Here is a 20,689-nt window from a genome sequence, read left to right as displayed (position 1 = left end):
GATCAATCCCTCCATTCCTTGCCTGTGAAGGTAATAAAGACATCCTCAAGGCTCATTTCGCGAATGGACACATGCTCGACCCGGTAACCCTGCTCCTTGGTGAAACCGAGCAGCCCGTAAAGCGCCTGCTCCGGCTCCGGCGACCAGAGCGTCAGGTTCTCTCCGTCCCGCTCCATCCGTACAATTTCCGGAAGGTCCCGTAGCGCCTGCTCGGTCCGCGCCGCCGCAGCTTCCCCATCGAAGAAAGACAGCCGCACTTCCCGCTCCCGCGTCAGCTTGCCGATCAGTGCCGCAGGCGTATCGAGGCTGATCACCGTGCCCTGATCGACGATGCAGACGCGGTCGCTCAGCTTCTCCGCCTCTTCCATGTAGTGCGTCGTCAAAATAATCGTTGCGCCCAGCTGCTTCAATTGGAGGATAATGTCCCAAATGTTGCGGCGCGCCTGAGGGTCGAGCCCCGTGGTCGGCTCATCGAGAAAAATCACCTGCGGGTCGTTGATCATCGCAAGGCCGATGGCCAGACGCTGACGTTGGCCGCCGGACAGCGATTTGACCCGCTTGTTCCGGTGCTCGGTCAGATTGATCATTTCCAGCACCTCGGCGGTCGATTTGCTCTTTGGGTAAAAGGAAGCGAACAAGTCCAGATTCTCCTCGGCGGTGAGCAGGTCGAACAAGGCGCTCGACTGGGGCTGTACGCCGATCCGGGTCTTGATTTCGCTCTCGTTCTTGTCCCAGGAAAATCCGGCAATGGAAATACTGCCGGCATCCGGCGGCTGCAAGCCTTCGATCATCTCCAGGGTTGTCGTCTTACCCGCTCCGTTCGGCCCGATAATCGTAAAGACCTCCCCCGCTTCCACCGTGAAGCTGATGTCCTGAACAGCCTTGACCTCGCCGAAAGATTTTTTCAAGTTCTTAACCTCAAGAATCGTCAAACGGTATCCCTCCCCTATCCGTTTAATGCCACTTTATCTCTATTATAATCCGAAGGCCGAACCGGCCCAAACCGTCCGCAAGCCGATTCGAACCTCGGTCCGGAGATGTAGGCAAAAAAAATAACCCGCTCCAGCGTATGAGCCAAATGCGGGTTATAGAACTGGAGGTTTTTAGTGAGCGAGCCGCTCATTTCCCCTCACCCAATACTTTTCTCCACGTCCATAAAAAGGGTCGCAAAACGAAGTAAAGAAAGTGCAGCGGCCTCGGCAAGGGCAGCGTCTTTGCATCCGCCGCATAAGGATATAGAAAACCCAGCGCGTATAGAAGCTGCTGGCCGCGAGATAAAATCGCCGGCTGATAATACCGGTAATGCCGCTCCACTATAGGCGGCAGCGGCGGATTATGCAGATTGACCATCCGTCCCACGTAGAACATGGCAAGCTGCGCCAGACGCCGGGCCTTCGGCCTTTCCATCAAACGTGAAAGGCCGGGATCAACCGGCGCTTTGAGTAATTCCGCCGCCAACAGCAGAGCTTGGCCTCCGACATCGTCGTAGCCGTAGTGGTAAAGAAGCCGGGTCAATGTCCCGCCGTCCGGCCGCTGAAGCAGCAGCTGCTTGATATCCAGCAGCCATCGCAGTCTGGACCAACCGTGCCTGGCTCCGTGAGCGGCCAGGAACAGGAACAAATCCTCGGCCCCTAAATAATGAATATTACTGCCCAACGCATCGCTCGTCCTCTTCCGCTCCCACAGTTCACCGAATCCCGGCTCTCTCGAAGGCGCCGGATTCAGCCTCCAGTGGATCTCGGCCTTAATGTTGACGTCGGGGTGATTGTACGTCCTGTGATGCTGTCTCCATTTCCAGTCTCCCAGAATCGTCTCGAATTCCACTTCCTCCGCGTAGCCGTGCCGGACGAGCAGGGCTTCTGCTTCGGCCAGCTTGTCCAGGGGCACGATAAAATCGAGGTCACGGGATGTGCGGAGCGAGATATCGCCGTACAAAGCCTGCGCCAGCACCGGTCCTTTCAGAAAAAGGGCCGGGATGCCCGCGTCAGCCAGCACATCAGCCACCCTGCCCATTTCGCCGCTGAGGTGGAGCATCCGGACGGTATTATTACAATATTCTTGTTTCAGCCACTGGACGAGCCCGGAAGGAATCCTCCCTTCGGCCATACGGCTGAGCTTTGGATATAGAAAAGGATACACGCGATGATGCATGGCAAGCCGCATGAACTCCTTCCAATCGATATCCGCGAACATCTCCGGCTGCCGGTCTGCCATCTCGTCAACTTTGTCCGTAGCAAGCAGAGCAAGAAGAAGCAATAGTTCCTTAGATAAAATCCCGTGATCTATCACATTCCGTTCATCCATAGGGAATTCTCCTTCTGCCGCGATGTCTTTTGAAGAGAGCGTATCACCGCTGCCAGAAATATGTCAAACTCTATGCCTCTCTTGCATTAGCTGGCTGCTAATCATTACAAGGCTACTAATTCCGCCTGGTCTAATTTCATGGCCCCCTCAGCGGATCGGCTTTCCGGTGGAGCATGTGTTTTCCTGCAAACCTGCAGGTTTTGTAGGCGGATTTTACTTGGAAAGAAGGAAATAGCTGCGATCGTGCAGGCATTGGATGCATACACGCCGGAATGAGGAGAATGGAAGTGTAATGCATGCATCTTTGCAGGCATTGGGGTTGGAGGAGAAGCTTATGGAAAAAAAAGATGTACACCTGCAGGCATTCCTCGCAACTGCCGCCACTTCGGCCACCTTGCCTTAAGAAGGGTACTACGTAGAAGCCAAACCAACTTCTCCTTGACCTTGTTCTGCGCGTCCTTCAGTTAGGGAGGGTACATATGTACAAGCTAAACAGCCGGCTGTTGGCTAAGCGCCTACAGCCGGCTGTTCACTCTTAAGTAATGCTCACCTATTTTACACCATGATCTTGCAAATATCGTTCGTGAACTCCACCGGATCTCCAACCGGCAGGCCTTCGATCAGCAGCGCCTGGTTGTACAGCAGGTTCGTGTAGAGCGCCAGCTTCTCCTTGTCCTTGCTCTGCGCATCCTTCAGCGACTTGAAGACGTCATGGTTCACGTTGATTTCCAGCACCTTCTCGGCCTGGACATCGCCGGCGTTCTGCATCGCCCGGAGCGTCTTTTCCATCTCGATCGTCAGCTCGCCCTCGGAGGACAGGCAGACCGGATGGGATTTGAGGCGTTTGGACGCTTTGACGCTCTTGACCTTGCCGCCGAGCAGCTCTTTCATCTCCTCAAAGAGATCCTTGTTCTCGGTATCCGCGTTCTCCGCGGCTTTATCCTGCTCTTCCGTATCGATGCCGAGATCGCCGCTGGAGACGGATTTGAATTCTTTGTCCTTGTAGCTCATCAGAACTTTGATGGCGAATTCGTCGATATCGTCGGTAAAATACAAAATTTCATAGCCTTTATCGGCTACCAGCTCGGTCTGCGGCAGCTTCTCGATCCGTTCGATGGACTCGCCGGATGCGTAATAGATGTATTTCTGATCCTCCGGCATTCTCGACACGTATTCGTCCAGACTGACGAGCTTCTTCTCGTTGGAGGAATGGAACAGCAGCAGATCCTGAAGCGTGTCCTTATTCATGCCGTAATCGTTGTACACGCCGAATTTCAGCCCCCGGCCGAAGGCGCCGAAGAACTTCTCATACTTCTCTCTCTCGTCCTTCAGCATGCCGAGCAGCGCGCTCTTGATCTTGTTCTTGATGTTCTTCGCGATCAGGCTGAGCTGGCGGTCATGCTGAAGCAGCTCGCGGGAGATGTTGAGCGACAGGTCCTCGGAATCGACCATCCCTTTGACGAAGCTGAAATAGTCGGGCAGCAGGTCGGCGCATTTGTTCATGATGAGGACGCCGTTCGAGTACAGCTCTAGGCCTTTTTCATATTCCTTCGTGTAATAGTCGAAAGGCGTATTCTCCGGAATGAACAGGATCGCGTTGTACACCACCGCGCCGTCGGCGCTGATATGGATGTGCTTCAGCGGCTTGTCGAAGCCATAGCGCTTCTCCTGATAGAAGTTCTCGTAATCCTCGTCTTTCAGCTCGCTCTTGTTCTTGCGCCAGATCGGAACCATGCTGTTGACCGTCTGCTCTTCCTTGATTTCCTCGTACTCGTTCTCGCTGCCTTCCTTGGGCTGGCTGCGGGTAATCTCCATCTTGATCGGATAGCGGATAAAATCGGAGTATTTTTTGATGATCGATCTCAGCCGGTACTCTTCCAAATACTCGTCATAGTTGTCTTCTTCGGTGTTCTCTTTAATCTTCAAAATAATTTCGGTGCCGATGGAAGCCTTATCGGCAGGCTCAATCGTATAGCCGTCCGCGCCTTCGGACTCCCATTTAAAGGCCGTGTCGCTGCCGAGCGCCCGGCTGATTACGGTAATGCTGTCGGCTACCATGAACGCGGAATAGAAGCCTACCCCGAACTGGCCGATAATGTTATGGCCGTCCTTGGCTTCGTTCTCCTTCTTGAAGGCGAGCGACCCGCTCCTCGCGATCACGCCGAGATTGTTCTCCAGCTCTTCCTGCGTCATGCCGATTCCGGTATCGGAAACGATCAGCGTACGGTTCTCTTTATCGGCTGTAATTCTAATGAAGTAATCCTCTTTGTTGAACGTAAGCGTATCGTCGGTCAGCGCCTTGTAATAAATTTTGTCGATGGCGTCGCTGGAGTTGGAAATAAGCTCGCGGAGAAAGATTTCGCGCTGCGAGTAAATCGAGTTGATCATCATTTCCAGCAAACGTTTGGATTCGGCTTGAAACTGCTTTTTGACCATGCCCAGTCTCCTTCCAAAATATAAATGCATATAGAAACGGTTCGTTGTAATGAAAATTTAGCACTCGAATCATCTGAGTGCTAATCCCTATTTTTATATACCACATTCAAATAATGAGGTCAATATCCCAAAGTCGAATCTAAAAATACCCCTGTGGACAGTTGACTTTAATATAGCTGAATGTTAACTTATAATTAGCTTTATGTTCTTTATAAAGAACATAACCGAGCATGACACTTCTTTATGTTTGCCTTCCAAATCCCCGGTTAAGGAGTGGTTGATCCATGATTAAACAAACCAAGATTTTATCGATAGATACCGTCCTTGTTCAATGCGAGGGCAATATTGTCAGCGATATGGATGGCGAAAAAGTGATGCTCAGCGTACAACAGGGAAAGTATTATAACCTCGGACAGGTTGGCGGCGATATCTGGAGCATTATCAGCACTCCGCGGTCTGTTCAGGAGATTATCATAGCACTTCAGCAAATCTATGAAATTGACGCCGACATTTGCGAACAGGACGTCATTCCTTTTTTACAGCATCTGTTGACAGAAGATTTGATTCGCGTGGCGGATGCCGGATGAAGCTGGCTAGAAGGCTCAGGTTGCTGCTTAGCTTGGACAAGACTGCCCTCTTGTCTTATTTGGAAGCCTTTTTACTGCTCGGCTGGGCCCGTACCCTCCTCTTCCGCAAGTTCTCCAACGTGGCGCCGTCGCTCGGTGCAAGAGGACAAGAGACGGGCCGGGAGAGCGATTCGGCGCTTACTCCCTCCATGTGGCGGGTGGCCCACTCCATTCAGACGGTCAGCCAATACACGCCATGGGACAGCAAATGTCTGGTAAGGGCCATCGCCGGCATGAAAATGCTGGAGAGAAGGGGCATCGGGAGCACCCTTTATTTAGGGACGGCCAAAGACGAGAACGGAAAACTGATCGCTCACGCCTGGCTTCGCAGCGGTTCTCACTATATTTCCGGAGCGGAAGTCATGGATCGCTTTGTTGTAGTCGACAAATTCGCCAAATCTGCGGGTACCAGTTCAATTACGGAGGTCAGTCATGATTGGTAAACGAATACAGCAGCTTCGCAAAAAAAAGAATTATTCCCTTACGGAATTGTCCGAAAGAGCCGGAGTCGCCAAATCTTATTTGAGCTCGATCGAACGCGGAATCCAGAAGAATCCCTCCATTCAGTTTCTGGAAAAAGTCGGCTCGGTTCTGGGCATCACCGTGGAAGAATTCCTGCATTCGGACCCGAAGAAGGAAGACATCGAGCAGACTGATCTGGAGTGGAACGACTTAATTAAGGAAGCGATGCACTCCGGCATTAGCAAAAGGGAGTTCCGTGACTTCCTGGAATACAACAAATGGAGGATGGAACGCCGTTAACCCCCCGCCCAATACCGCACACAAATACCGCACAAAAAAAGCCATCTCTCCGGCAATTTGCCTTTGAGACGGCCCGCTTTTAATTTGCTTTTTCCAGCTCGCTCTCCGTATAGCCTCCCGGATTCACCGACTGCCACCGCCACGTATCTTCGCACATCTCCTCTAACCCGCGTACAGCCTTCCAATGCAACTCTTCATTCGCCCTGGACGTATCCGCGTAGCAGACGGCGATATCGCCCGCTCTTCGCTCGGTAACCCGATAAGGTATCGCCTTGCCCGACACCTTCTCGAAGGCCTTCACCATCTCCAGCACGCTTGAGCCCAGGCCCGTTCCCAAGTTGTATACCTCGATATCAGCGCGCTCCATAATCCGTTCCAGCGCCTTCAAATGGCCCTGCGCCAGATCCACGACATGAATATAGTCTCTTACGCCCGTGCCGTCGGCAGTAGGATAATCATTCCCGTACACGCTGAGCATGGCCAGCTTGCCAACGGCCACCTGGGAAATATAAGGCAGCAGATTGTTCGGAATGCCGTTCGGGTCCTCGCCGATCCGCCCGCTCTTGTGCGCTCCTATCGGATTAAAATAGCGAAGAATCGAAATTCCCCAGCGGGGATCGGACACCGCGACATCACGCAGAATATGCTCAATCATTTCTTTGGTGCGTCCGTAAGGATTGGTTGCCCCGACAGGAGAATCTTCCGTAATGGGCACCGACTCCGGAGCGCCGTATACGGTTGCCGAGGAGCTGAACACGATGCGGAACACCTCATATTTCTGCATCGTCTTGCACAGCATCAAGGTACTCAGCAGATTCGTATGATAGTACCTGAGCGGATCTTCCACCGACTCCCCTACCGCCTTAAGCCCCGCAAAATGAATGACCGCTTCGATCGGGTGCCCGGCGAACACGTCCTCCAGCCCTTCACTGTCCAATAAGTCGAGCTCATAAAAAGGGAACGTGCGGCCCGTGATCTCCGTGATCCGACGGATCGCCTCGGGATGGCTGTTGGCAAAATTATCGACTACAACAATCTCGTATCCCGCTTCGAGCAGTTCCACCGCAGTATGGCTGCCGATATAGCCGGCGCCTCCGGTAATTAGTATGGCCATGCCATCATCCTCCGTTCTTCAAATGGGGCTTGAACTTTAAGGTGACTTTGCCGAACATAACCTTGGTAATGCCCTGAAGGTACTTAAATTCTTCCCTCCGATGAAAGACCGCGAAGTAGATCAGGTTGACGGTTGCAAACGCGACAATTCCTTTGACAATCAGCTGCGGGAAATTTCCCGCATGGATAAAACCGCTTGTATAGTACGCCGCAAAAAAAGCGCTTATCCCAATCAAAGAGTAAGTGACAAATTTCAGGTAATAATCGGCGACGGGCAAATGGAACACTTTTTTGTAGACCAGATAGGGTGTTGTCCAGAAAGGCATGGCCAGAGCGCCGAACAGAGAGCCGATAAAAACGCCGGCGATGCCGATCTGCCGCACAAGAATAATGGAAACCCCAAGTCCGAGAACAGCCTGGGCCAGCGGAACGAAGCGGTCTTCATGAAAAATGCCGGCCGTCGTCTTCACCGTGCTGATCGGATTGCGCATTCCCCGTTCGTAGAACAGCAGCAGCAGGACAAGCAGCACCCCGCCGGTCATGAGGAATTTTCCGCCGATCCAGATCGCAATAAACGGCTCAATCAGGAGATACAGCAGGATCGCGAGCAGAGAGTACAGCCAGAAGCTGAGCAGCAGCATTACTTTATAGACACTGTATATTTTCTCCTCGCTTTCGCTGGAGACGAGATTTCCGACACTATGGTACAAATTACTGAACACCTGGTTGATAAAGGTTCTGGCGATATCGATCAGCATTTTATAGTTGGAATAAAGGCCTACGGCCGCGACGCTGACAAAGGTGGAAATCAGAATATTCTCCGTCCCGAGCACCAGATAGCTGCCGATATTCTGGATGACGATCGCTTTGACATTTTTGATGATTCCGCCTTTGGTTTCCGCATCCAGCCTGCCTGCCGCTTTCTGCCTCAGATACGGATATTTCCGGTTGGCAGTCATGGTCAGAAATACCGACGTAACGATAGTCAGGATGCTGTCGATGATCAGGAACAGGATGTAATTCGCCGTAAAGTACAGGATGCCGATTTTGAGACCGGTTGAAAGAATTGAGGATGCAGAATAGGCCACTGTGACGATATAGCTCTTCTGATTCACATTCAGGAATGAATTTTTGTAGGAGAAAAGATAAGGCGTCACCGTATTGAGCAGGAAGATTAGATAGATCAGATACAGATGCGGGATGTCCGTGTTCTTGACGATTTCATCGAGAAAAGGGAGAAGCGACAGGCCCAGCACCGTGACCACCAGAGCGATAACGAGATAGGCGCTGCGGTACAGCCGCATCAGCTTGTTGATCTGCACGTAATCATTATCCGCAATCGGCTTATACAGACTGTACATGATGCTGGTTCCGATCCCCGCCTCCGCCAGCGTCAGCATCGCGAGAATATTCGTGAACAGTCCATTCACGCCCAAATACTCGATGCCGAGGCTGTTAATGAAGACGGTTCGGGATACAAAGCTCAGCAGGGTCATCACGAGCTGATTGCCGATGCCCGCCGTTATGTTGATGATGGAGTTTTTTACTCTCATGGCTATCCCCTATATCCTTTTCAGTGTGCTTGAATGAGCTATGGCCGCTGGAGCATAAGCTTCCTCAGCCTCACCAGACAAGTGGCGGCAAGTAAAGTCATAGGATGAATTTCCAGGTAACGGGCCGCCTTCCTCAGACCGGTCCTTGCTCCCACGAAATCGTAGTACAGGTTGTAGTTGGAGAGCCTTCCTCTTAAATCGTAGTTATAGTGCTTGATCTGCTGTTTGATATAAAGCGCCGTCCCTTTTGGATTTTCCGAAAATATCCGTTTCATGTTGCGGGTCAATCCATCCTCCAGATAGTCGCAGATATAAATGGTGTGATTAACCCACCTCAGCCTCAGCCCGTCGTAGGCCATGCGGTCCCACACTGTGGATTCCGTCAAAAATTTCTCGCCCTCGATTTCGTCGAACCTGTAATTTCTAAGGATTTTCGTGTAAAAAACCTCGGCCTTATCGCCGGTAATGCCAAGCCGGGTTCTTTCAAGCGATGTGGCGTCCACATATTCGCCCTCGAACGTGGTCCCGATCACATGCTGGCTGCCATTTCCCCTGTTCCCGGCGACGCCGCAAAAACGGCTTTTGTCCGGAAGTCCCTCCTCCCATTTCGCGACGCTCTCCAGCGCATCCGGCGTCAGACGGTCATCCGAATCGACGATAAAGAACAGCTCGCCTCTCGCCAGATTCACTCCCTTGTTGATCGCCCGGTGCTTGCCCCCGTTCTCCACTCTGAAATAACGGATCGAGAATGGGTTCTGCTCTTGCTCCCAGGCTTTGAACAGTTCAGGCGTCCGGTCGCTTGAGCCGTCGTCGATCACCAGCCATTCGAAGTCGGCGAAGGTCTGAGCCTGCAGCGAACGATACAGCTCGGGAAGGATGTACCCCCGGTTATAGGCCGGGGTGAAGACGGTTATTTTCATCTCGGCTCCCCCTTCTCATGGAACGTGTTCAGGTACCGGTTGACCGCGCGGATGGCATAGCCTTGGGTAAAGGGAAGGACATCGAACAGCGTTGAGTAGACGCCGATATCTTTCGTGTCGCCCTGCGAGAAATCGACGGCACCGCTGCGCCTCGTAACCCCCATCAGGTACCGTATAGCGGCTTCAGCCGATAAACGGCACTCCGCAGATATTCTGCCGATGGCCGAAGCGCCCAGCAGAAACCAGGCCAGAGTGGCCGCAGACGACGAGTCCGGACGGCACTCGCCCCGGGTGACCGTCCATCTCCAGCTGCCGTCCGGCTGCTGGAAGCGCATGATCGCCTCGGCGTACCTCTCCACGCTGCGCTCCAGAACCGGCTTGTGCCGGTGATCCGGGGGAAGCTGACTCCAGGCGTCGATCAGTCCGATGGCGAACCAGCCCAGCCCCCTGCCCCAGCCGTACAGCCCAAGCGGGACACGGTTCTCCACGTTGTAGGCATGTACAGGGATATGGTGGGCCTGCAGCATGCCGTGCTGCTCGTATTCAGTGATCTGCTTAACCGCCAGATCGACGCACTCGGGCCGGCCGTACTTGAGTCCGTAGGCCACGAGGAAAGGACAGATGAATCCGACCGTGTCCACATAGCGGTACCCTTTTACCGACTGGCGGTAGCTTACGGTTCCGTCCGTCCCCAGATGCTCCCGGATCAATTCCCAGACGGCGTGCATGGCCGGCTCAACCCGGTCTGATCCGATAAAATCAAGGCTGAGGATCGCGTAGGCAAGAATGGCGGTGTCGACATGCTTCGGCTGTTCCTTCCACCGGCCGCTGCCGTCCAATTTCGAATCCAGAAATCTCCGGATGCCCTCTCTTGCGGCGGGATCGTCGTTATGCCGCAAATATTCGCCCAGGCCGAGCAGCAGGGCAGCCTCCTGCCAGTGCTGGATCGCGCTCTTCGTGTAATTCCCCTGGAGCATATCCAGCGCGATGAGCCGGGTGTTATCGGTGACTTTCACCGCGGGTATCCGGCTCAGCCACGCAAGGCCTCTCGCGGTCAGAGCGCGGCTCCAGGCCCGCCTGTCATCGTAGCGGCCGATACGTATCCGGCCAAACCAGCTTTTCCAGACCGGGATAAGATCAATGGCAGCGGCGATTATGGCTGCGGCAGCAATCAAATAGAGAAGAATCTGTATGACCATCTCGGGCAAATCCTTTCGGGCTTCGTAGTTTTAAGCTCACTTCACATAGCCGACGGAGCCATTTATCAATTGATCCGACATTTGCCTGCACATGTCCGGCGAAATCCGGCGGCCGATCGTCCAGTTCTCGTCGTACAGATCCGAATGCCCCATTTTCTCCTGATGCTTTTGAATGTACGCCTCGGTTGTGGACAGCACTCTTGCCGGATTGCCGGCGACGACCATGCCCTCCGGCACGGACTTGGTCACAATGCTGCCTGCGGCCACAATCGCGTTCTTTCCCACGGTGACGCCCGGCATGATCAAGGCCCTCGCTCCGATAAAGGCCCCGTCTTCGATGACAATCTTCGCTATCTTCGTATAATCCAGATGCCGCTTGGTGCTTGCGTCGTGAGCCAATAAATATACCTGCGGAGCGAAGGTGACATTGTCGCCGATTTCGATCAGCCAGCAGTGCGCATAGTCGATGGTTGCGGCGCCCAATCCGTGGCAGCCCAATCCGACCTTCATTCCCTGGCGGATGCACGCCTCGATGTTCAATTGCTCCGCGCTGATTCTTCCCAGCCTTAGCGCGATGGCTTTCTTTACTCTCTCGAACATGGGTATCACCCTTTCACGAGATCAATTCATACAGCTTATTCACTTCGGCTTCCGTCCCCAGCTTCTCCCGGGCGAGACGTTCGGCCCAGCGGGCCCTCAGCGGTTCGTCCTCGATGACTTTGCGTATGCCTTCGGCAAGCTCCTCCGGATTCATCCCGGCGATCCAGCCGTTGAGCCGGTGCTCAATCTGCTCTTTGGCCGTGCTGAAATTGGTGACGATGATCGGTTTGCCCATGATTTTGGCTTCATCGACGGCAATCGATTTCCCCTCGAACCGCGAGGGCTGGACGTAAATGTCAGCCGATTTCAAATAAGGATAGGGATTATCGACCGTTCCCAGCAGCTTGAAGTATTCTTCCAGACCGTACTCCCGGATCAGCCGGTTACAGTCCCGGATTTCCGAATCGGTCCCGTAACCGAGAACGTTCCAGCGGACCGGATACCCCTGCTCCACCAAAATCCGGCAGGCTTCGATCGCCAGGTCGATTCCCTTCACCGGACTGAGCCTCGCCACGGTCGTAATATTCATGCAGCCCTTGCCGGAAGCGGTCGGCTTCGGCATCTCCAGCTCGGACATCCGCCGGATAATGGATGGCGACACGATATTATGAATCACTTTGATCTTTCCGGTCTGAGCCTTAAACGCCTTGTGTAGCGCGCTGGCGCATTCGTCGGAGACGGTAACGATATAATCCAGCCGGTCAAAAAAAGGCCTATCGATCGCCGCATCCATCCGCAGGCTGGCGTAATTGGTATGAATCCAGCCGATCTTGACTTTCGCATCCACCTTGTCGATGACGCAGTAGATCGGATTCTTCTCCAGAAAGCCGATGGCCGCATCGTACTTGCCATTAATCCGGGGAATCGAAGCGGACACGTATTTCCACGCCCGCTGCTCCGAGCGGGCCGCGTTCTTCTCCGTTACGAAGATGAACTGCGCGAACAACCGGGCCAGGGCGACCTTGAGCTTGCCTTTTCGGAGGCAGTCGGCGAACGCCGTTTTGATCGACATATTAAAATAAAGATTATCCGGGGGCGCCTTCAGCAAATTCACGAACCCCGGAATCTGGGACATGAACAAGCCCTCATGCCTGAACAGAAACAGGTCGACCTCATAGCGGGTATAATCCAGAGTCTGCAGCAGAGAAATCAGGGACTTCTCCGCGCCGCCGCAGTGCAGATTATTCATCACGAACAGGAGCCTCTTCTTCATTGCGCCTCACCCACAAGCCTGTAAAGTTTATCGATCTCTTCCTCCGTGCCCAGCTTCTCCAGGGAAAGATTACGGGACAACCGGGCTCTGAGCTCCCGGTCCTCGATCAGCCGCTCGATTCCCCGGGCAATATCCTCCGGATTCATGGAAGCAATCAATCCGTTATGCTCATGCCTGATCTGATCCTTGGCGGTGCTGAAATTGGTGACGAGAATCGGTTTATTCAGAATTTTCGCCTCATCAATGGCAATGGATTTGCCCTCAAACCGCGAGGTCTGCACATAGAAGTCGGCATGCTTGATGTAGGAGTACGGATTAGTCATCAGCCCCAGCAGCTTGAAATGGTTCTCCAGGCCGTGCTCCCGAATCAGCCGGGTCAGCCTGGCCTTCTCCTCCCCGCTTCCAATGACATTCCAGCGGATATCGTATCCTTTGTTTACGAGGAGTTTGCACGCCTCAATCGCCAGTTCGAAGCCCTTCTGGGGATGCAGACGGCCGATGGACAGAATGACGATTTCGTTACCGGAGCGGCCGTAGACGTCTACTTTAGCCTGATCGGCCATCTGCCGGATGATTCTAGGTGAGATAATGTTGTAGATCAGCTCGATTTTGTGGCGCTGCTCCGGGAACCGTCTGGCGAGAATGTCGACGCATTCCTCCGACACCGTGACGATATGGTCCAGCCGCTGAAAATAGCCTTTGTCAAACTCCGGGTCCATGCCCAGCTTGTCGTAATCGATATGAACCCAGCCGATCTTTTTGACCGCGTTCACTTTATCGACGCAGAAGTAAGTTGACGTCTTCTCAAGGAAGCCGATAGCCACATCGTACCGTTTTTCAAGCGGTTCCACCGATCTGGAAATATACTTCCAGCTGTACTGCTCGGTAACGGCCTGGCTCTGCGAGACGGCGTTCTTGAACGCAAACATCGTCCGGCTGTAGGCCAGCGGCAGCTTATGCCGGAGCACCAGCTCCTTGACGGAACGGGCCAGCGGCAGATGAAACAGCCTGAAGCTTTCGGGAAGCGGCAGCACATTGACCTCTTTAGGCAGGAACTCCATAAAAATCCCTTCGTGATTGAACAGAAACAAATCGACGGCGTATTGCCCGAAATCGATCTGGGAGAGCAAATTGACCAGGCTCTTTTCCCCTCCCCCGGCGGACAGACCGGGCATGACGAACAGCAGGTTCTTTTTCATAACGGGCCTCACGCCAGTTCTTGTAAATAATCGACAGCTTTGTACGACATGGCCTGGATGCGGGGAATGGATTTTTGCAGCGTGTGCCTGATTCGGTCCTCTTCGCTCAGCATTTCGTCGAATTTCTGGGTCAGCCTCGCTCCGCTGGATATTTCTTCGATCCCGAGCACCAGCTTCTCTTCCCCGAAAATATCTTTGGAGATGCCCTTCGACTTCACGCTGTAGCCCAGAACCATAGTCGGCACCAGATTGGAATAGGCGGCGATGGTGGCATGGGTTCTTGCCCCGATGAAAAATCTCATTCTCGCGATATATCCTTTATACTGGATAGCCGTCAGATGATCGGGAAGCAGAATGACCCGGCCGGTATGCCGAAATTCCTCTTCATACCGCTTCAACACTTCATAGTCGTTGTTCCCGTTCTCCATCACATGGGGAGTGAGGGCGATCGTCATATCGGTCGTATCCAAAATGTGATGAAGAAGTTCCCGGGCGGCGGCGCCGGATTCCCTGTTGCGGTTCATCACCAGCGGGCTGAAGTTGAAGCCAACCGTATTTCCGGCCTGCCAGCCTTCGGGCAGGGGCAGCTCCTCTTTCTCCATCGTAAAAGCCGGATCGGCGCACAGACGGACATTGCGGAGCCCCTTGCTCCTCAGCATGTCGTAGGTCAGCGATTCGCGGGCGAGGATCAGGTCAAACCGCCGCAGATCGTCCAGCTTCAGGTCGGTCATATCCTCCTCTCCGATGGAGCATCCCCACAGCACCAGCTTCTTGCCCTCTTTCTTGACTCTCCGGTCAATTTCATACCAGCCCGGCTGTTCGCCGTAGCAGTAGTTATCCCCGCCAATCGAGAGATAGACATCCATATCGTTGATGTGCTTGATAATGTTGTGGTGGATTTTGCCGAAAATAAAGGATTCATCTTTAAAAAACTTCACTTTAAATGAGGAGAGAAGCCAGTCATACGAGTACTTTCGGATCGCCTTGTCGGACCCGTCGTAAATCCCGTCCAGAGCGGTGATTATTTGGTCGCTTTCCGGCCGGTTCGATGCCAGATATACTTCGGAATCCGTGATTTTTTCCTTGATGATCTTTGTGGAGGAGCGGACAATCGCCTCGCAGCCCCGGTTCAAACTCCCGCCATGCAAAAACATCATGATCTTCATGGCTATGCCTCCTCGTTATCTGTTTCGCATTCTGCTGTATGCGGCAGCTAAGTATAATCCTGGCACGACTTTCCTTCGGATCATTTCAAGCAGCACTCTCCGGTACCGGTCCGCGCTGCCGTAATGCTTCTCCCAATAGACGGGCAGGGCTTCCTTCACGGCTCCGCTGCCGATCATTTCTTTCACATACTTGTATCTGCGCCTTAGCCCCATCTCCGGGGATGGCTCGAAATACAGGTGAATAATGGACATCACCGTGTTGATCAGCTTCTCCGATTTCCACTGCGCGATGTTCTCTCCGTCCAGCAGTCGCATGAAGACCTGAGGCAGCCGGGCTTCGTATACCTGAACCGCCCTGGCGAAGTAATCCTTCTCCGCGATATTCCGGGTCGCGCTGCCGGCCGTTTCCTGGTAACGGTACCCGCAGTAATCGATGTAGACCGCACTCTCCGCCCCGCAGAAAAAAAGGAGATTAAAAGCTCCGTCCTCCCCCAGTGCCACCCTGACGGGAAATTCGACCCCGTTTTTTGTAACAACCTCGGCCTTGTACAGCTTGTTCCAAACGGAATTGAGCGCATCCGTTTTGATAAATTCGGGCAGCAGCTGCCCGCGGATATATTCCCGGTCCAGCTTGATGCTGCGAGGCAGCGGAAACCGCGTAACGAACCGGCGGGAGCCTGCGGCGCTTTCAAAATCGGAAATGACGGCGTCGCAGCCCCACTGCACCGCACTCGCATACAGCACCTCGAACATATCGGGCTCCACGGTGTCGTCGGCGTCCACGAACCCGATATATTGTCCGCGGGCTGCCTGAAGGCCCGTATTGCGCGCGATGCTGACCCCCTGATTATCCTGGTTGATCAGCCGGATTCTCGGGTCGAGCGGAAGATGCGCTTCGATAATCGCCCTGCTGACATCAGTGGACCCGTCATTCACAAAAATAAACTCGCACTCTCCGAGCGTCTGCTTCATCAGAGACTCGATGCATTCTCCAAGACGGGAACCCGCATTATATACCGGAATTACAACGCTCACTTTTACATTCATGGCTTGGGGCGGCTCCTTCTCGTGAATTAGGAAGGGATCAGCTCATACAGCTTGTTCAACTCACCGCGGTTGCTGTAATCTCTGTCTTTCAGATTATGGATGAGGACGTTTCGCTTCTCGCGGCTGTGGTACAGGGTTTGAATCGCCTCGGCAATCCCGTCCGGGCTGAGCTCGCAGATTGTTCCGTCCACTCCGTCCGTCACCTGGCTTGGCGCTGTGGGATAATTCGTGATGATGACAGGCTTGCCCAGAATCTGCGCTTCCGTAATGGTTACGGCTTTGCCTTCGTAGCGGGACGGCTGGACGTACACGTCGCATCTGTTGATGTAGGGATAGGGATTTATTTTTTTGCCCAAAAGAATGAAGCTCTCCTGAAGGCCGTTTCGGGCGATCAGCTCTCTCAGTTCCCGCTCGTAGCCCCCATATCCGATCACATACCACCGGATGCCGGTCATCCCCCTGTCGTGCAGCGTTCTTAAAGCCTGAACCGCCATGTCGTAGCCCTTTACATAGGACAGTCTGCCGACGGACACCACGTTAAACATATCCGCGACCTCCGGCGCATCCTCCGCTTGGGACATCTTCCTGATGAATTCGGGCGAGATGATGTTTTCGATCTGCACAATTTTGGGGCGGAGCTCCGGATATGTACTTATAAAAGAAGCGGTACAGTCGTTAGAGATCGAAGCAATGTAATCGAACTCCCGCCATACCTTGAGATCCAGCCTGTTGTCGATTTCCAGCTTGCTGTAATCCGTGTGAATCCAGGCGAGCTTTTTACGGGCCTTTACTTTTTTTAGCGCGATGTCATGCGGCCAGCCGTTGCTGATGACCAGATCGTACGTTTTGGGGAGACGGGGAAAATAGTACGAAGACAGTCTGGCCTCCCACTGCATCTGGATATAGCCGGGACCTTCGTTCAGCTTTCTCCGGGCGGCCCGGCCCCGGGCTATGGCCTTCGAGATCAGCCGCACGCCAGCGGCGAGATAGCTTCCGTCCGCAAGACACTCCCGAAGCGACTTTCGGAGCACGGTATACGGCTTCTTTTCCGGCAGCAGATTTACGTCTCGGGGAATCATCTCCATAAAATCACCCTGGTGACGAAACACAAGCAGGTCGACCTCGTAACGCTCGTAATCGAAGGCCTCCAGCATGTTGATCAGGCTTCGCTCAATGCCGCCGATTTCCAGATCGTAGACGGAGATTAGGATGCTCTTTTTCATGACGGCCCCCCCGATACGGCAGGCACCATCGTGAATACATTTGCCCCGGCAATCTCCTTCAAGCTGTTCTCCCGCTTGTTGAGGAACAGGGTGTACGGCGGCACCGTTCCTTTGACCACGCTCCCGGCTGCGATCACCGAATGGTCGCCGATCACCGTTCCCCGCAAAATCACCGTGTTCGCCCCGATCCATACATGGCTGCCGATAATGACCTCATCCTGAATCAGCGGGCTATCCGAATCCGGCTTGTAATTGTGGTCATGATCGTTGATGCAGACGTTCGGAGCGATCTTCACATAATCGCCGATCGCGATGCGGTGAACACAGTTGATCGTACAATTATCGTTAATGAACGTTTTGTTCCCCAGCGTCAGCTCGCCGCCGTGATCCAGCCTGATGCTGACATTTTTGCGGATAAATACGAAGCTGCCGAGCTTCAGCCTGGATTTCCGGTTGAAGATTTCGATGGTGCTGTTGCCCTGCATGGAGAACGGAGCATAGGAAATGCTGCCGAAATACAAGAGCTTATAGAACAGTCCCCGCAAAAATCCGGTGAAATGAGACAGGTTCATGGCCAGCGTACTTAACAGACCCCGTTCGCGGTACTGGCTGCGGACCGTCCTTAGCACTTTTCCAATCATCTGAAGCCTCATCTCCCTTCGGTAAACGGCCGAGGCCGAAATCAGGTAAAGCGTTTGCTCTTTCGCCAGGCCCATAGGAAGGGCCGGAGCGGAACATACAGGAAGTGCAGCGGTTTGGGCAGCGGCAGCGTTTCGGCATCCTCCGGATAAGGAAAGAGGAAGCTCAGGACGAACACGAGCTTCTGGACCGGTGAGAACAGCGCGAATTGATGCCGCTTGTGATAGGACGCCACATCCTCGGGGACGGGAAGCGAATGCAGGTTAACCATCCGTTCCAGATAGAACATCGCGCCCTGCGCCATCGCCCGCGATTTCGGAGCGCGCTCCATTCGCCCAAGCTCCCCAGCAATCTCGGCGTCCAGCAGCTCCCGGGCCAGGGTCAGCGCCTGCCCGCCGACGTGGTAGTAGCGGTGCTTGCGGAGCAGAGCAATCAGCCTGCCGGCGTCCGGCCGCTGCAGCAGCAGCTGCTTAATATCGAGCAGCCACCGCAGTCTCGACCAGCCGTGCCTCGCCCCGTGGGAGACGAGGAACAGGAACAGGTCTTCCTTTCCCAAATAGGCAACCGGCCGGCCGGTCAGCTTGCTTAAGCGTCTTCGTTCCCACAGTTCCTCGAAATCGGGTTCGCCGGAAGGGGCCGGATTCAGCCTCCAATGAAGTTCCACCTTGACCCCTTTTTTCGGATGGGTGAAGGTGGTGTGGTGATGCCGCCATTTCCAGTCGTTCAGCACGGTATGGATATAATCGTCCTTGATATACCCCAGACTGGTCAGCATCACCTCCGCGCCGGACAGCTCAACCAGCGGAATCAGGAGATCCAGATCGCAGGAGGTGCGCATGGAGATGTCCCCGTACAGATCCTTGGCAATGACCGGCCCCTTCAGAAAAAGCGCGCGGATATTTCTCCGGGCCAGCTCCCCGTCGAGAAATTCCATTTCAGCGCTTAGATGAAGCATCTGGAACGTGTTCCGGCTGTAGTGGGCAAACAGGCAGCCTGTCACTTCCCCCGGCACCGCCTCCCCCAGATTCTTCATCCGGGGATAGAGATTGGGATATACGCGATGATGCAGCGCAAGCTTGACGAACTCCTCCCAGTCCGCCTCGCGGAACAAGTCCGGGAAGCGGACCGGCAGATCCTCGGCCTTCTCCGCCGCGAGAATCGCCAGGAGAAGACGCATTTCGGTTGACAGGGCTTCCGTCTTCAGCGCAAATGGATTTCCCATGGGATATCTCCTTACCATCGATAACATAGCGAATGAGTACATAGCGAACGAGTACATGGAATGAGAGCATAGCGAACAAGTACATGGAATGAGATCACAGCGAACGAGTACATAGAATGAGAGCATAGCGAACGAGTACCTTAGAATGAGAGCATAACGAACGAGTACTCGGAATGAGAGCATAACGAACGAGTACCTTAGAATGAGAGCATAACGAACGAGTACTCGGAATGAGAATGTAGCGAACGAGTACATAGAATGAGAGCATAGCGAACGGAAATCGTAATTTTTGTTCTATTTAACGAACGCAAGTAAAGCGTAACACTCCTGCCTGAAAGTTGTCAATTGCTAAGTTGCAAAAACCGTAAATTGGCCCGGAGCGTGTGCTATATTGAAACAAGAAGAAGCGGCTGACGGCGTTTTTTTAAGACGCAGGTACGTTTCTCGTAAAAATATAAGACCAAATGATATGCGCCCGGCTTATAAATTCTTATATTTTAAAAAGGGGGACTTGAGCCTTGGGGAATAACATAGTCGTATTCGGAGCGGGAGGGCATGCCAAAGCGGTGATTGATACCGTTGAGCGGCAGGGGCAGTACCGGATCGTGGGGCTGCTCGACAGTCACAAGGCCGCCGGCTCCGCGGTGTACGGATACCGGATTCTTGGAAGCGAACAATACCTTGCCGATCACCGGGAGGAAATAGACGGCGTCATCGTCGCCATCGGTGACAACTGGGTCCGCGCGGGCATCGTCGCCCGGATCACTTCCCTTTGCCCGGATGTTCCCTTCGTTACCACTGTCCATCCGGGCGCCTGGATCGCAAGGGGAGCAGTGCTGGGACAAGGCACCGTTGTGATGGCGGGGGCGGTCGTTAACAGCGACACGGTTATCGGCGAACACGGCGTACTGTATCCGAAGGCATCGGTCGATCACGACAGCCGGACCGGGGATTATGTCACGCTGGCTCCGGGCGCCACGACGGGCGGGAACGTGACAATCGGCGATTATTCCGTGCTCTCGCTGGGAGCGAACGTCATTCACTCCGTCCGCATCGGGGAGCATACCGTCATCGGGGCGGGGGCAACTGTTCTCGCCGATATCGGCGGATACGCCGTGGCCTACGGAACGCCTGCCGCCGTCGTTAGATCGCGCGCCGCGGGCGAGCGGTATTTGTAGTTGTAGCGGCGGGGATACGCGGAGGCGGCTGTACCGCGGGAGGCCGCAGGCGAGATGCACGGGGCGGCTGCACCACGGGATACCATGGCTGCAAAGATGTCCGGGGTTCGGGGCCGCAACGCAAGATCCCACGGGTTACGGATTAGTTCAGCGCTCTTGCTTGCAAACCGGCGAATGTGCAGGTTTTTTCAGGCAGAAACGTGGGTTAGCGGGAAAAACCTGCTATCGTGCAGGAACTTCATGACTATGCTGCCTGCATTGGGAGTTGAGCCGGAAATAACTGCATAAT

Annotated in this window: 19 protein-coding genes; 4 read left to right on the top strand and 15 right to left on the bottom strand. The window is 54.0% G+C overall.

What is annotated here, in order from left to right:
* Window positions 1-2 precede the first annotated feature (2 nt).
* From G5B47_RS24785 to htpG, 3 genes are all read right to left on the bottom strand, one after another.
* Window positions 3-932 carry an ABC transporter ATP-binding protein gene (locus tag G5B47_RS24785; RefSeq protein WP_165104090.1) on the bottom strand — a complete coding sequence of 310 codons (930 nt, stop codon included), beginning with the start codon at window positions 930-932 and terminating at the stop codon, window positions 3-5.
* A 187-nt stretch (window positions 933-1,119) separates the two neighbouring features.
* Window positions 1,120-2,304, bottom strand: a complete 1,185-nt coding sequence (locus tag G5B47_RS24780; protein WP_165104088.1) for a nucleotidyltransferase domain-containing protein — start codon at window positions 2,302-2,304, stop codon at window positions 1,120-1,122.
* Window positions 2,305-2,859: 555 nt separating this feature from the next.
* Window positions 2,860-4,740, bottom strand: a complete 1,881-nt coding sequence (gene htpG / locus G5B47_RS24775) for a molecular chaperone HtpG (RefSeq protein ID WP_165104087.1) — start codon at window positions 4,738-4,740, stop codon at window positions 2,860-2,862.
* Between the two features lie 284 nt (window positions 4,741-5,024).
* Between htpG and G5B47_RS24770 the strand changes: the two genes are divergently transcribed.
* The 3 genes from G5B47_RS24770 to G5B47_RS24760 are packed head-to-tail and all read left to right on the top strand — an operon-like array spanning window position 5,025 to window position 6,128.
* Window positions 5,025-5,327 carry a lasso peptide biosynthesis PqqD family chaperone gene (locus G5B47_RS24770; protein WP_025333368.1) on the top strand — a complete coding sequence of 101 codons (303 nt, stop codon included), beginning with the start codon at window positions 5,025-5,027 and terminating at the stop codon, window positions 5,325-5,327.
* Window positions 5,324-5,809, top strand: coding sequence for a lasso peptide biosynthesis B2 protein (locus tag G5B47_RS24765; RefSeq protein WP_165104085.1), 486 nt, complete (start codon window positions 5,324-5,326; stop codon window positions 5,807-5,809). The genes G5B47_RS24770 and G5B47_RS24765 overlap by 4 nt, the downstream gene beginning before the upstream one ends.
* Window positions 5,799-6,128 carry a helix-turn-helix domain-containing protein gene (locus G5B47_RS24760; protein ID WP_165104083.1) on the top strand — a complete coding sequence of 110 codons (330 nt, stop codon included), beginning with the start codon at window positions 5,799-5,801 and terminating at the stop codon, window positions 6,126-6,128. Before G5B47_RS24765 ends, G5B47_RS24760 begins: the two co-directional genes overlap by 11 nt.
* A gap of 79 nt (window positions 6,129-6,207) precedes the next feature.
* Here G5B47_RS24760 and galE read toward each other — a convergent pair whose 3' ends face one another.
* From galE to G5B47_RS24700, 12 genes are read right to left on the bottom strand one after another with little or no spacing between them, the layout of a single operon-like run.
* A complete protein-coding gene (gene galE / locus G5B47_RS24755) occupies window positions 6,208-7,242 on the bottom strand; it encodes a UDP-glucose 4-epimerase GalE (protein ID WP_165104081.1) in 1,035 nt (344 codons plus the stop codon).
* A 4-nt stretch (window positions 7,243-7,246) separates the two neighbouring features.
* On the bottom strand, window positions 7,247-8,794 hold the full coding sequence (locus G5B47_RS24750) for a lipopolysaccharide biosynthesis protein (RefSeq protein WP_165104079.1): 1,548 nt from the start codon (window positions 8,792-8,794) through the stop codon (window positions 7,247-7,249).
* 38 nt (window positions 8,795-8,832) lie between these two features.
* On the bottom strand, window positions 8,833-9,714 hold the full coding sequence (locus tag G5B47_RS24745; protein ID WP_165104077.1) for a glycosyltransferase family 2 protein: 882 nt from the start codon (window positions 9,712-9,714) through the stop codon (window positions 8,833-8,835).
* A complete protein-coding gene (locus G5B47_RS24740) occupies window positions 9,711-10,913 on the bottom strand; it encodes a glycoside hydrolase family 88 protein (protein ID WP_165104076.1) in 1,203 nt (400 codons plus the stop codon). The genes G5B47_RS24745 and G5B47_RS24740 overlap by 4 nt, the downstream gene beginning before the upstream one ends.
* 36 nt (window positions 10,914-10,949) lie before the next feature.
* Complete coding sequence (locus G5B47_RS24735; RefSeq protein WP_165104074.1) at window positions 10,950-11,513, bottom strand: acyltransferase; 564 nt, start codon at window positions 11,511-11,513, stop codon at window positions 10,950-10,952.
* 13 nt (window positions 11,514-11,526) lie between these two features.
* Window positions 11,527-12,726 carry a glycosyltransferase gene (locus G5B47_RS24730; protein WP_165104073.1) on the bottom strand — a complete coding sequence of 400 codons (1,200 nt, stop codon included), beginning with the start codon at window positions 12,724-12,726 and terminating at the stop codon, window positions 11,527-11,529.
* On the bottom strand, window positions 12,723-13,925 hold the full coding sequence (locus tag G5B47_RS24725) for a glycosyltransferase (RefSeq protein WP_165104071.1): 1,203 nt from the start codon (window positions 13,923-13,925) through the stop codon (window positions 12,723-12,725). The genes G5B47_RS24730 and G5B47_RS24725 overlap by 4 nt, the downstream gene beginning before the upstream one ends.
* 8 nt (window positions 13,926-13,933) lie before the next feature.
* Window positions 13,934-15,091: a polysaccharide pyruvyl transferase family protein gene (locus tag G5B47_RS24720; RefSeq protein ID WP_165104069.1), complete on the bottom strand. Its 1,158-nt coding sequence runs from the start codon at window positions 15,089-15,091 to the stop codon at window positions 13,934-13,936.
* 15 nt (window positions 15,092-15,106) lie between these two features.
* On the bottom strand, window positions 15,107-16,138 hold the full coding sequence (locus tag G5B47_RS24715; RefSeq protein WP_165104067.1) for a glycosyltransferase: 1,032 nt from the start codon (window positions 16,136-16,138) through the stop codon (window positions 15,107-15,109).
* Window positions 16,139-16,164: 26 nt separating this feature from the next.
* On the bottom strand, window positions 16,165-17,361 hold the full coding sequence (locus G5B47_RS24710) for a glycosyltransferase (RefSeq protein ID WP_165104066.1): 1,197 nt from the start codon (window positions 17,359-17,361) through the stop codon (window positions 16,165-16,167).
* Complete coding sequence (locus tag G5B47_RS24705; RefSeq protein WP_235949970.1) at window positions 17,358-18,002, bottom strand: acyltransferase; 645 nt, start codon at window positions 18,000-18,002, stop codon at window positions 17,358-17,360. Before G5B47_RS24705 ends, G5B47_RS24710 begins: the two co-directional genes overlap by 4 nt.
* Before the next feature lie 41 nt (window positions 18,003-18,043).
* Window positions 18,044-19,222, bottom strand: a complete 1,179-nt coding sequence (locus G5B47_RS24700; protein WP_165104064.1) for a nucleotidyltransferase domain-containing protein — start codon at window positions 19,220-19,222, stop codon at window positions 18,044-18,046.
* A 518-nt stretch (window positions 19,223-19,740) separates the two neighbouring features.
* On the opposite strand from G5B47_RS24700, the gene G5B47_RS24695 reads away from it, so the two are divergent.
* A complete protein-coding gene (locus G5B47_RS24695; protein ID WP_165104062.1) occupies window positions 19,741-20,400 on the top strand; it encodes an acetyltransferase in 660 nt (219 codons plus the stop codon).
* Window positions 20,401-20,689: the final 289 nt, after the last annotated feature.

It is taken from the genome of Paenibacillus apii (assembly GCF_011043685.1).
Classification (GTDB): domain Bacteria; phylum Bacillota; class Bacilli; order Paenibacillales; family Paenibacillaceae; genus Paenibacillus_AQ; species Paenibacillus_AQ sabinae.
The sequence above is the reverse complement of the archived record's forward strand: the minus strand, read 5'-3'. Positions and strand labels throughout refer to the sequence as shown.

Excerpts from the sequence above, each read along its gene's own strand:
- G5B47_RS24780 (WP_165104088.1), bottom strand. The coding sequence starts at position 2,304 with ATGGATGAACGGAATGTGATAGATCACGGGATTTTATCTAAGGAACTA.
- htpG (WP_165104087.1), bottom strand. The coding sequence starts at position 4,740 with ATGGTCAAAAAGCAGTTTCAAGCCGAATCCAAACGTTTGCTGGAAATG.
- G5B47_RS24770 (WP_025333368.1), top strand. The coding sequence starts at position 5,025 with ATGATTAAACAAACCAAGATTTTATCGATAGATACCGTCCTTGTTCAA.
- G5B47_RS24765 (WP_165104085.1), top strand. The coding sequence starts at position 5,324 with ATGAAGCTGGCTAGAAGGCTCAGGTTGCTGCTTAGCTTGGACAAGACT.
- G5B47_RS24760 (WP_165104083.1), top strand. The coding sequence starts at position 5,799 with ATGATTGGTAAACGAATACAGCAGCTTCGCAAAAAAAAGAATTATTCC.
- galE (WP_165104081.1), bottom strand. The coding sequence starts at position 7,242 with ATGGCCATACTAATTACCGGAGGCGCCGGCTATATCGGCAGCCATACT.
- G5B47_RS24750 (WP_165104079.1), bottom strand. The coding sequence starts at position 8,794 with ATGAGAGTAAAAAACTCCATCATCAACATAACGGCGGGCATCGGCAAT.
- G5B47_RS24745 (WP_165104077.1), bottom strand. The coding sequence starts at position 9,714 with ATGAAAATAACCGTCTTCACCCCGGCCTATAACCGGGGGTACATCCTT.
- G5B47_RS24740 (WP_165104076.1), bottom strand. The coding sequence starts at position 10,913 with ATGGTCATACAGATTCTTCTCTATTTGATTGCTGCCGCAGCCATAATC.
- G5B47_RS24735 (WP_165104074.1), bottom strand. The coding sequence starts at position 11,513 with ATGTTCGAGAGAGTAAAGAAAGCCATCGCGCTAAGGCTGGGAAGAATC.
- G5B47_RS24730 (WP_165104073.1), bottom strand. The coding sequence starts at position 12,726 with ATGAAGAAGAGGCTCCTGTTCGTGATGAATAATCTGCACTGCGGCGGC.
- G5B47_RS24725 (WP_165104071.1), bottom strand. The coding sequence starts at position 13,925 with ATGAAAAAGAACCTGCTGTTCGTCATGCCCGGTCTGTCCGCCGGGGGA.
- G5B47_RS24720 (WP_165104069.1), bottom strand. The coding sequence starts at position 15,091 with ATGAAGATCATGATGTTTTTGCATGGCGGGAGTTTGAACCGGGGCTGC.
- G5B47_RS24715 (WP_165104067.1), bottom strand. The coding sequence starts at position 16,138 with ATGAATGTAAAAGTGAGCGTTGTAATTCCGGTATATAATGCGGGTTCC.
- G5B47_RS24710 (WP_165104066.1), bottom strand. The coding sequence starts at position 17,361 with ATGAAAAAGAGCATCCTAATCTCCGTCTACGATCTGGAAATCGGCGGC.
- G5B47_RS24705 (WP_235949970.1), bottom strand. The coding sequence starts at position 18,002 with ATGATTGGAAAAGTGCTAAGGACGGTCCGCAGCCAGTACCGCGAACGG.
- G5B47_RS24700 (WP_165104064.1), bottom strand. The coding sequence starts at position 19,222 with ATGGGAAATCCATTTGCGCTGAAGACGGAAGCCCTGTCAACCGAAATG.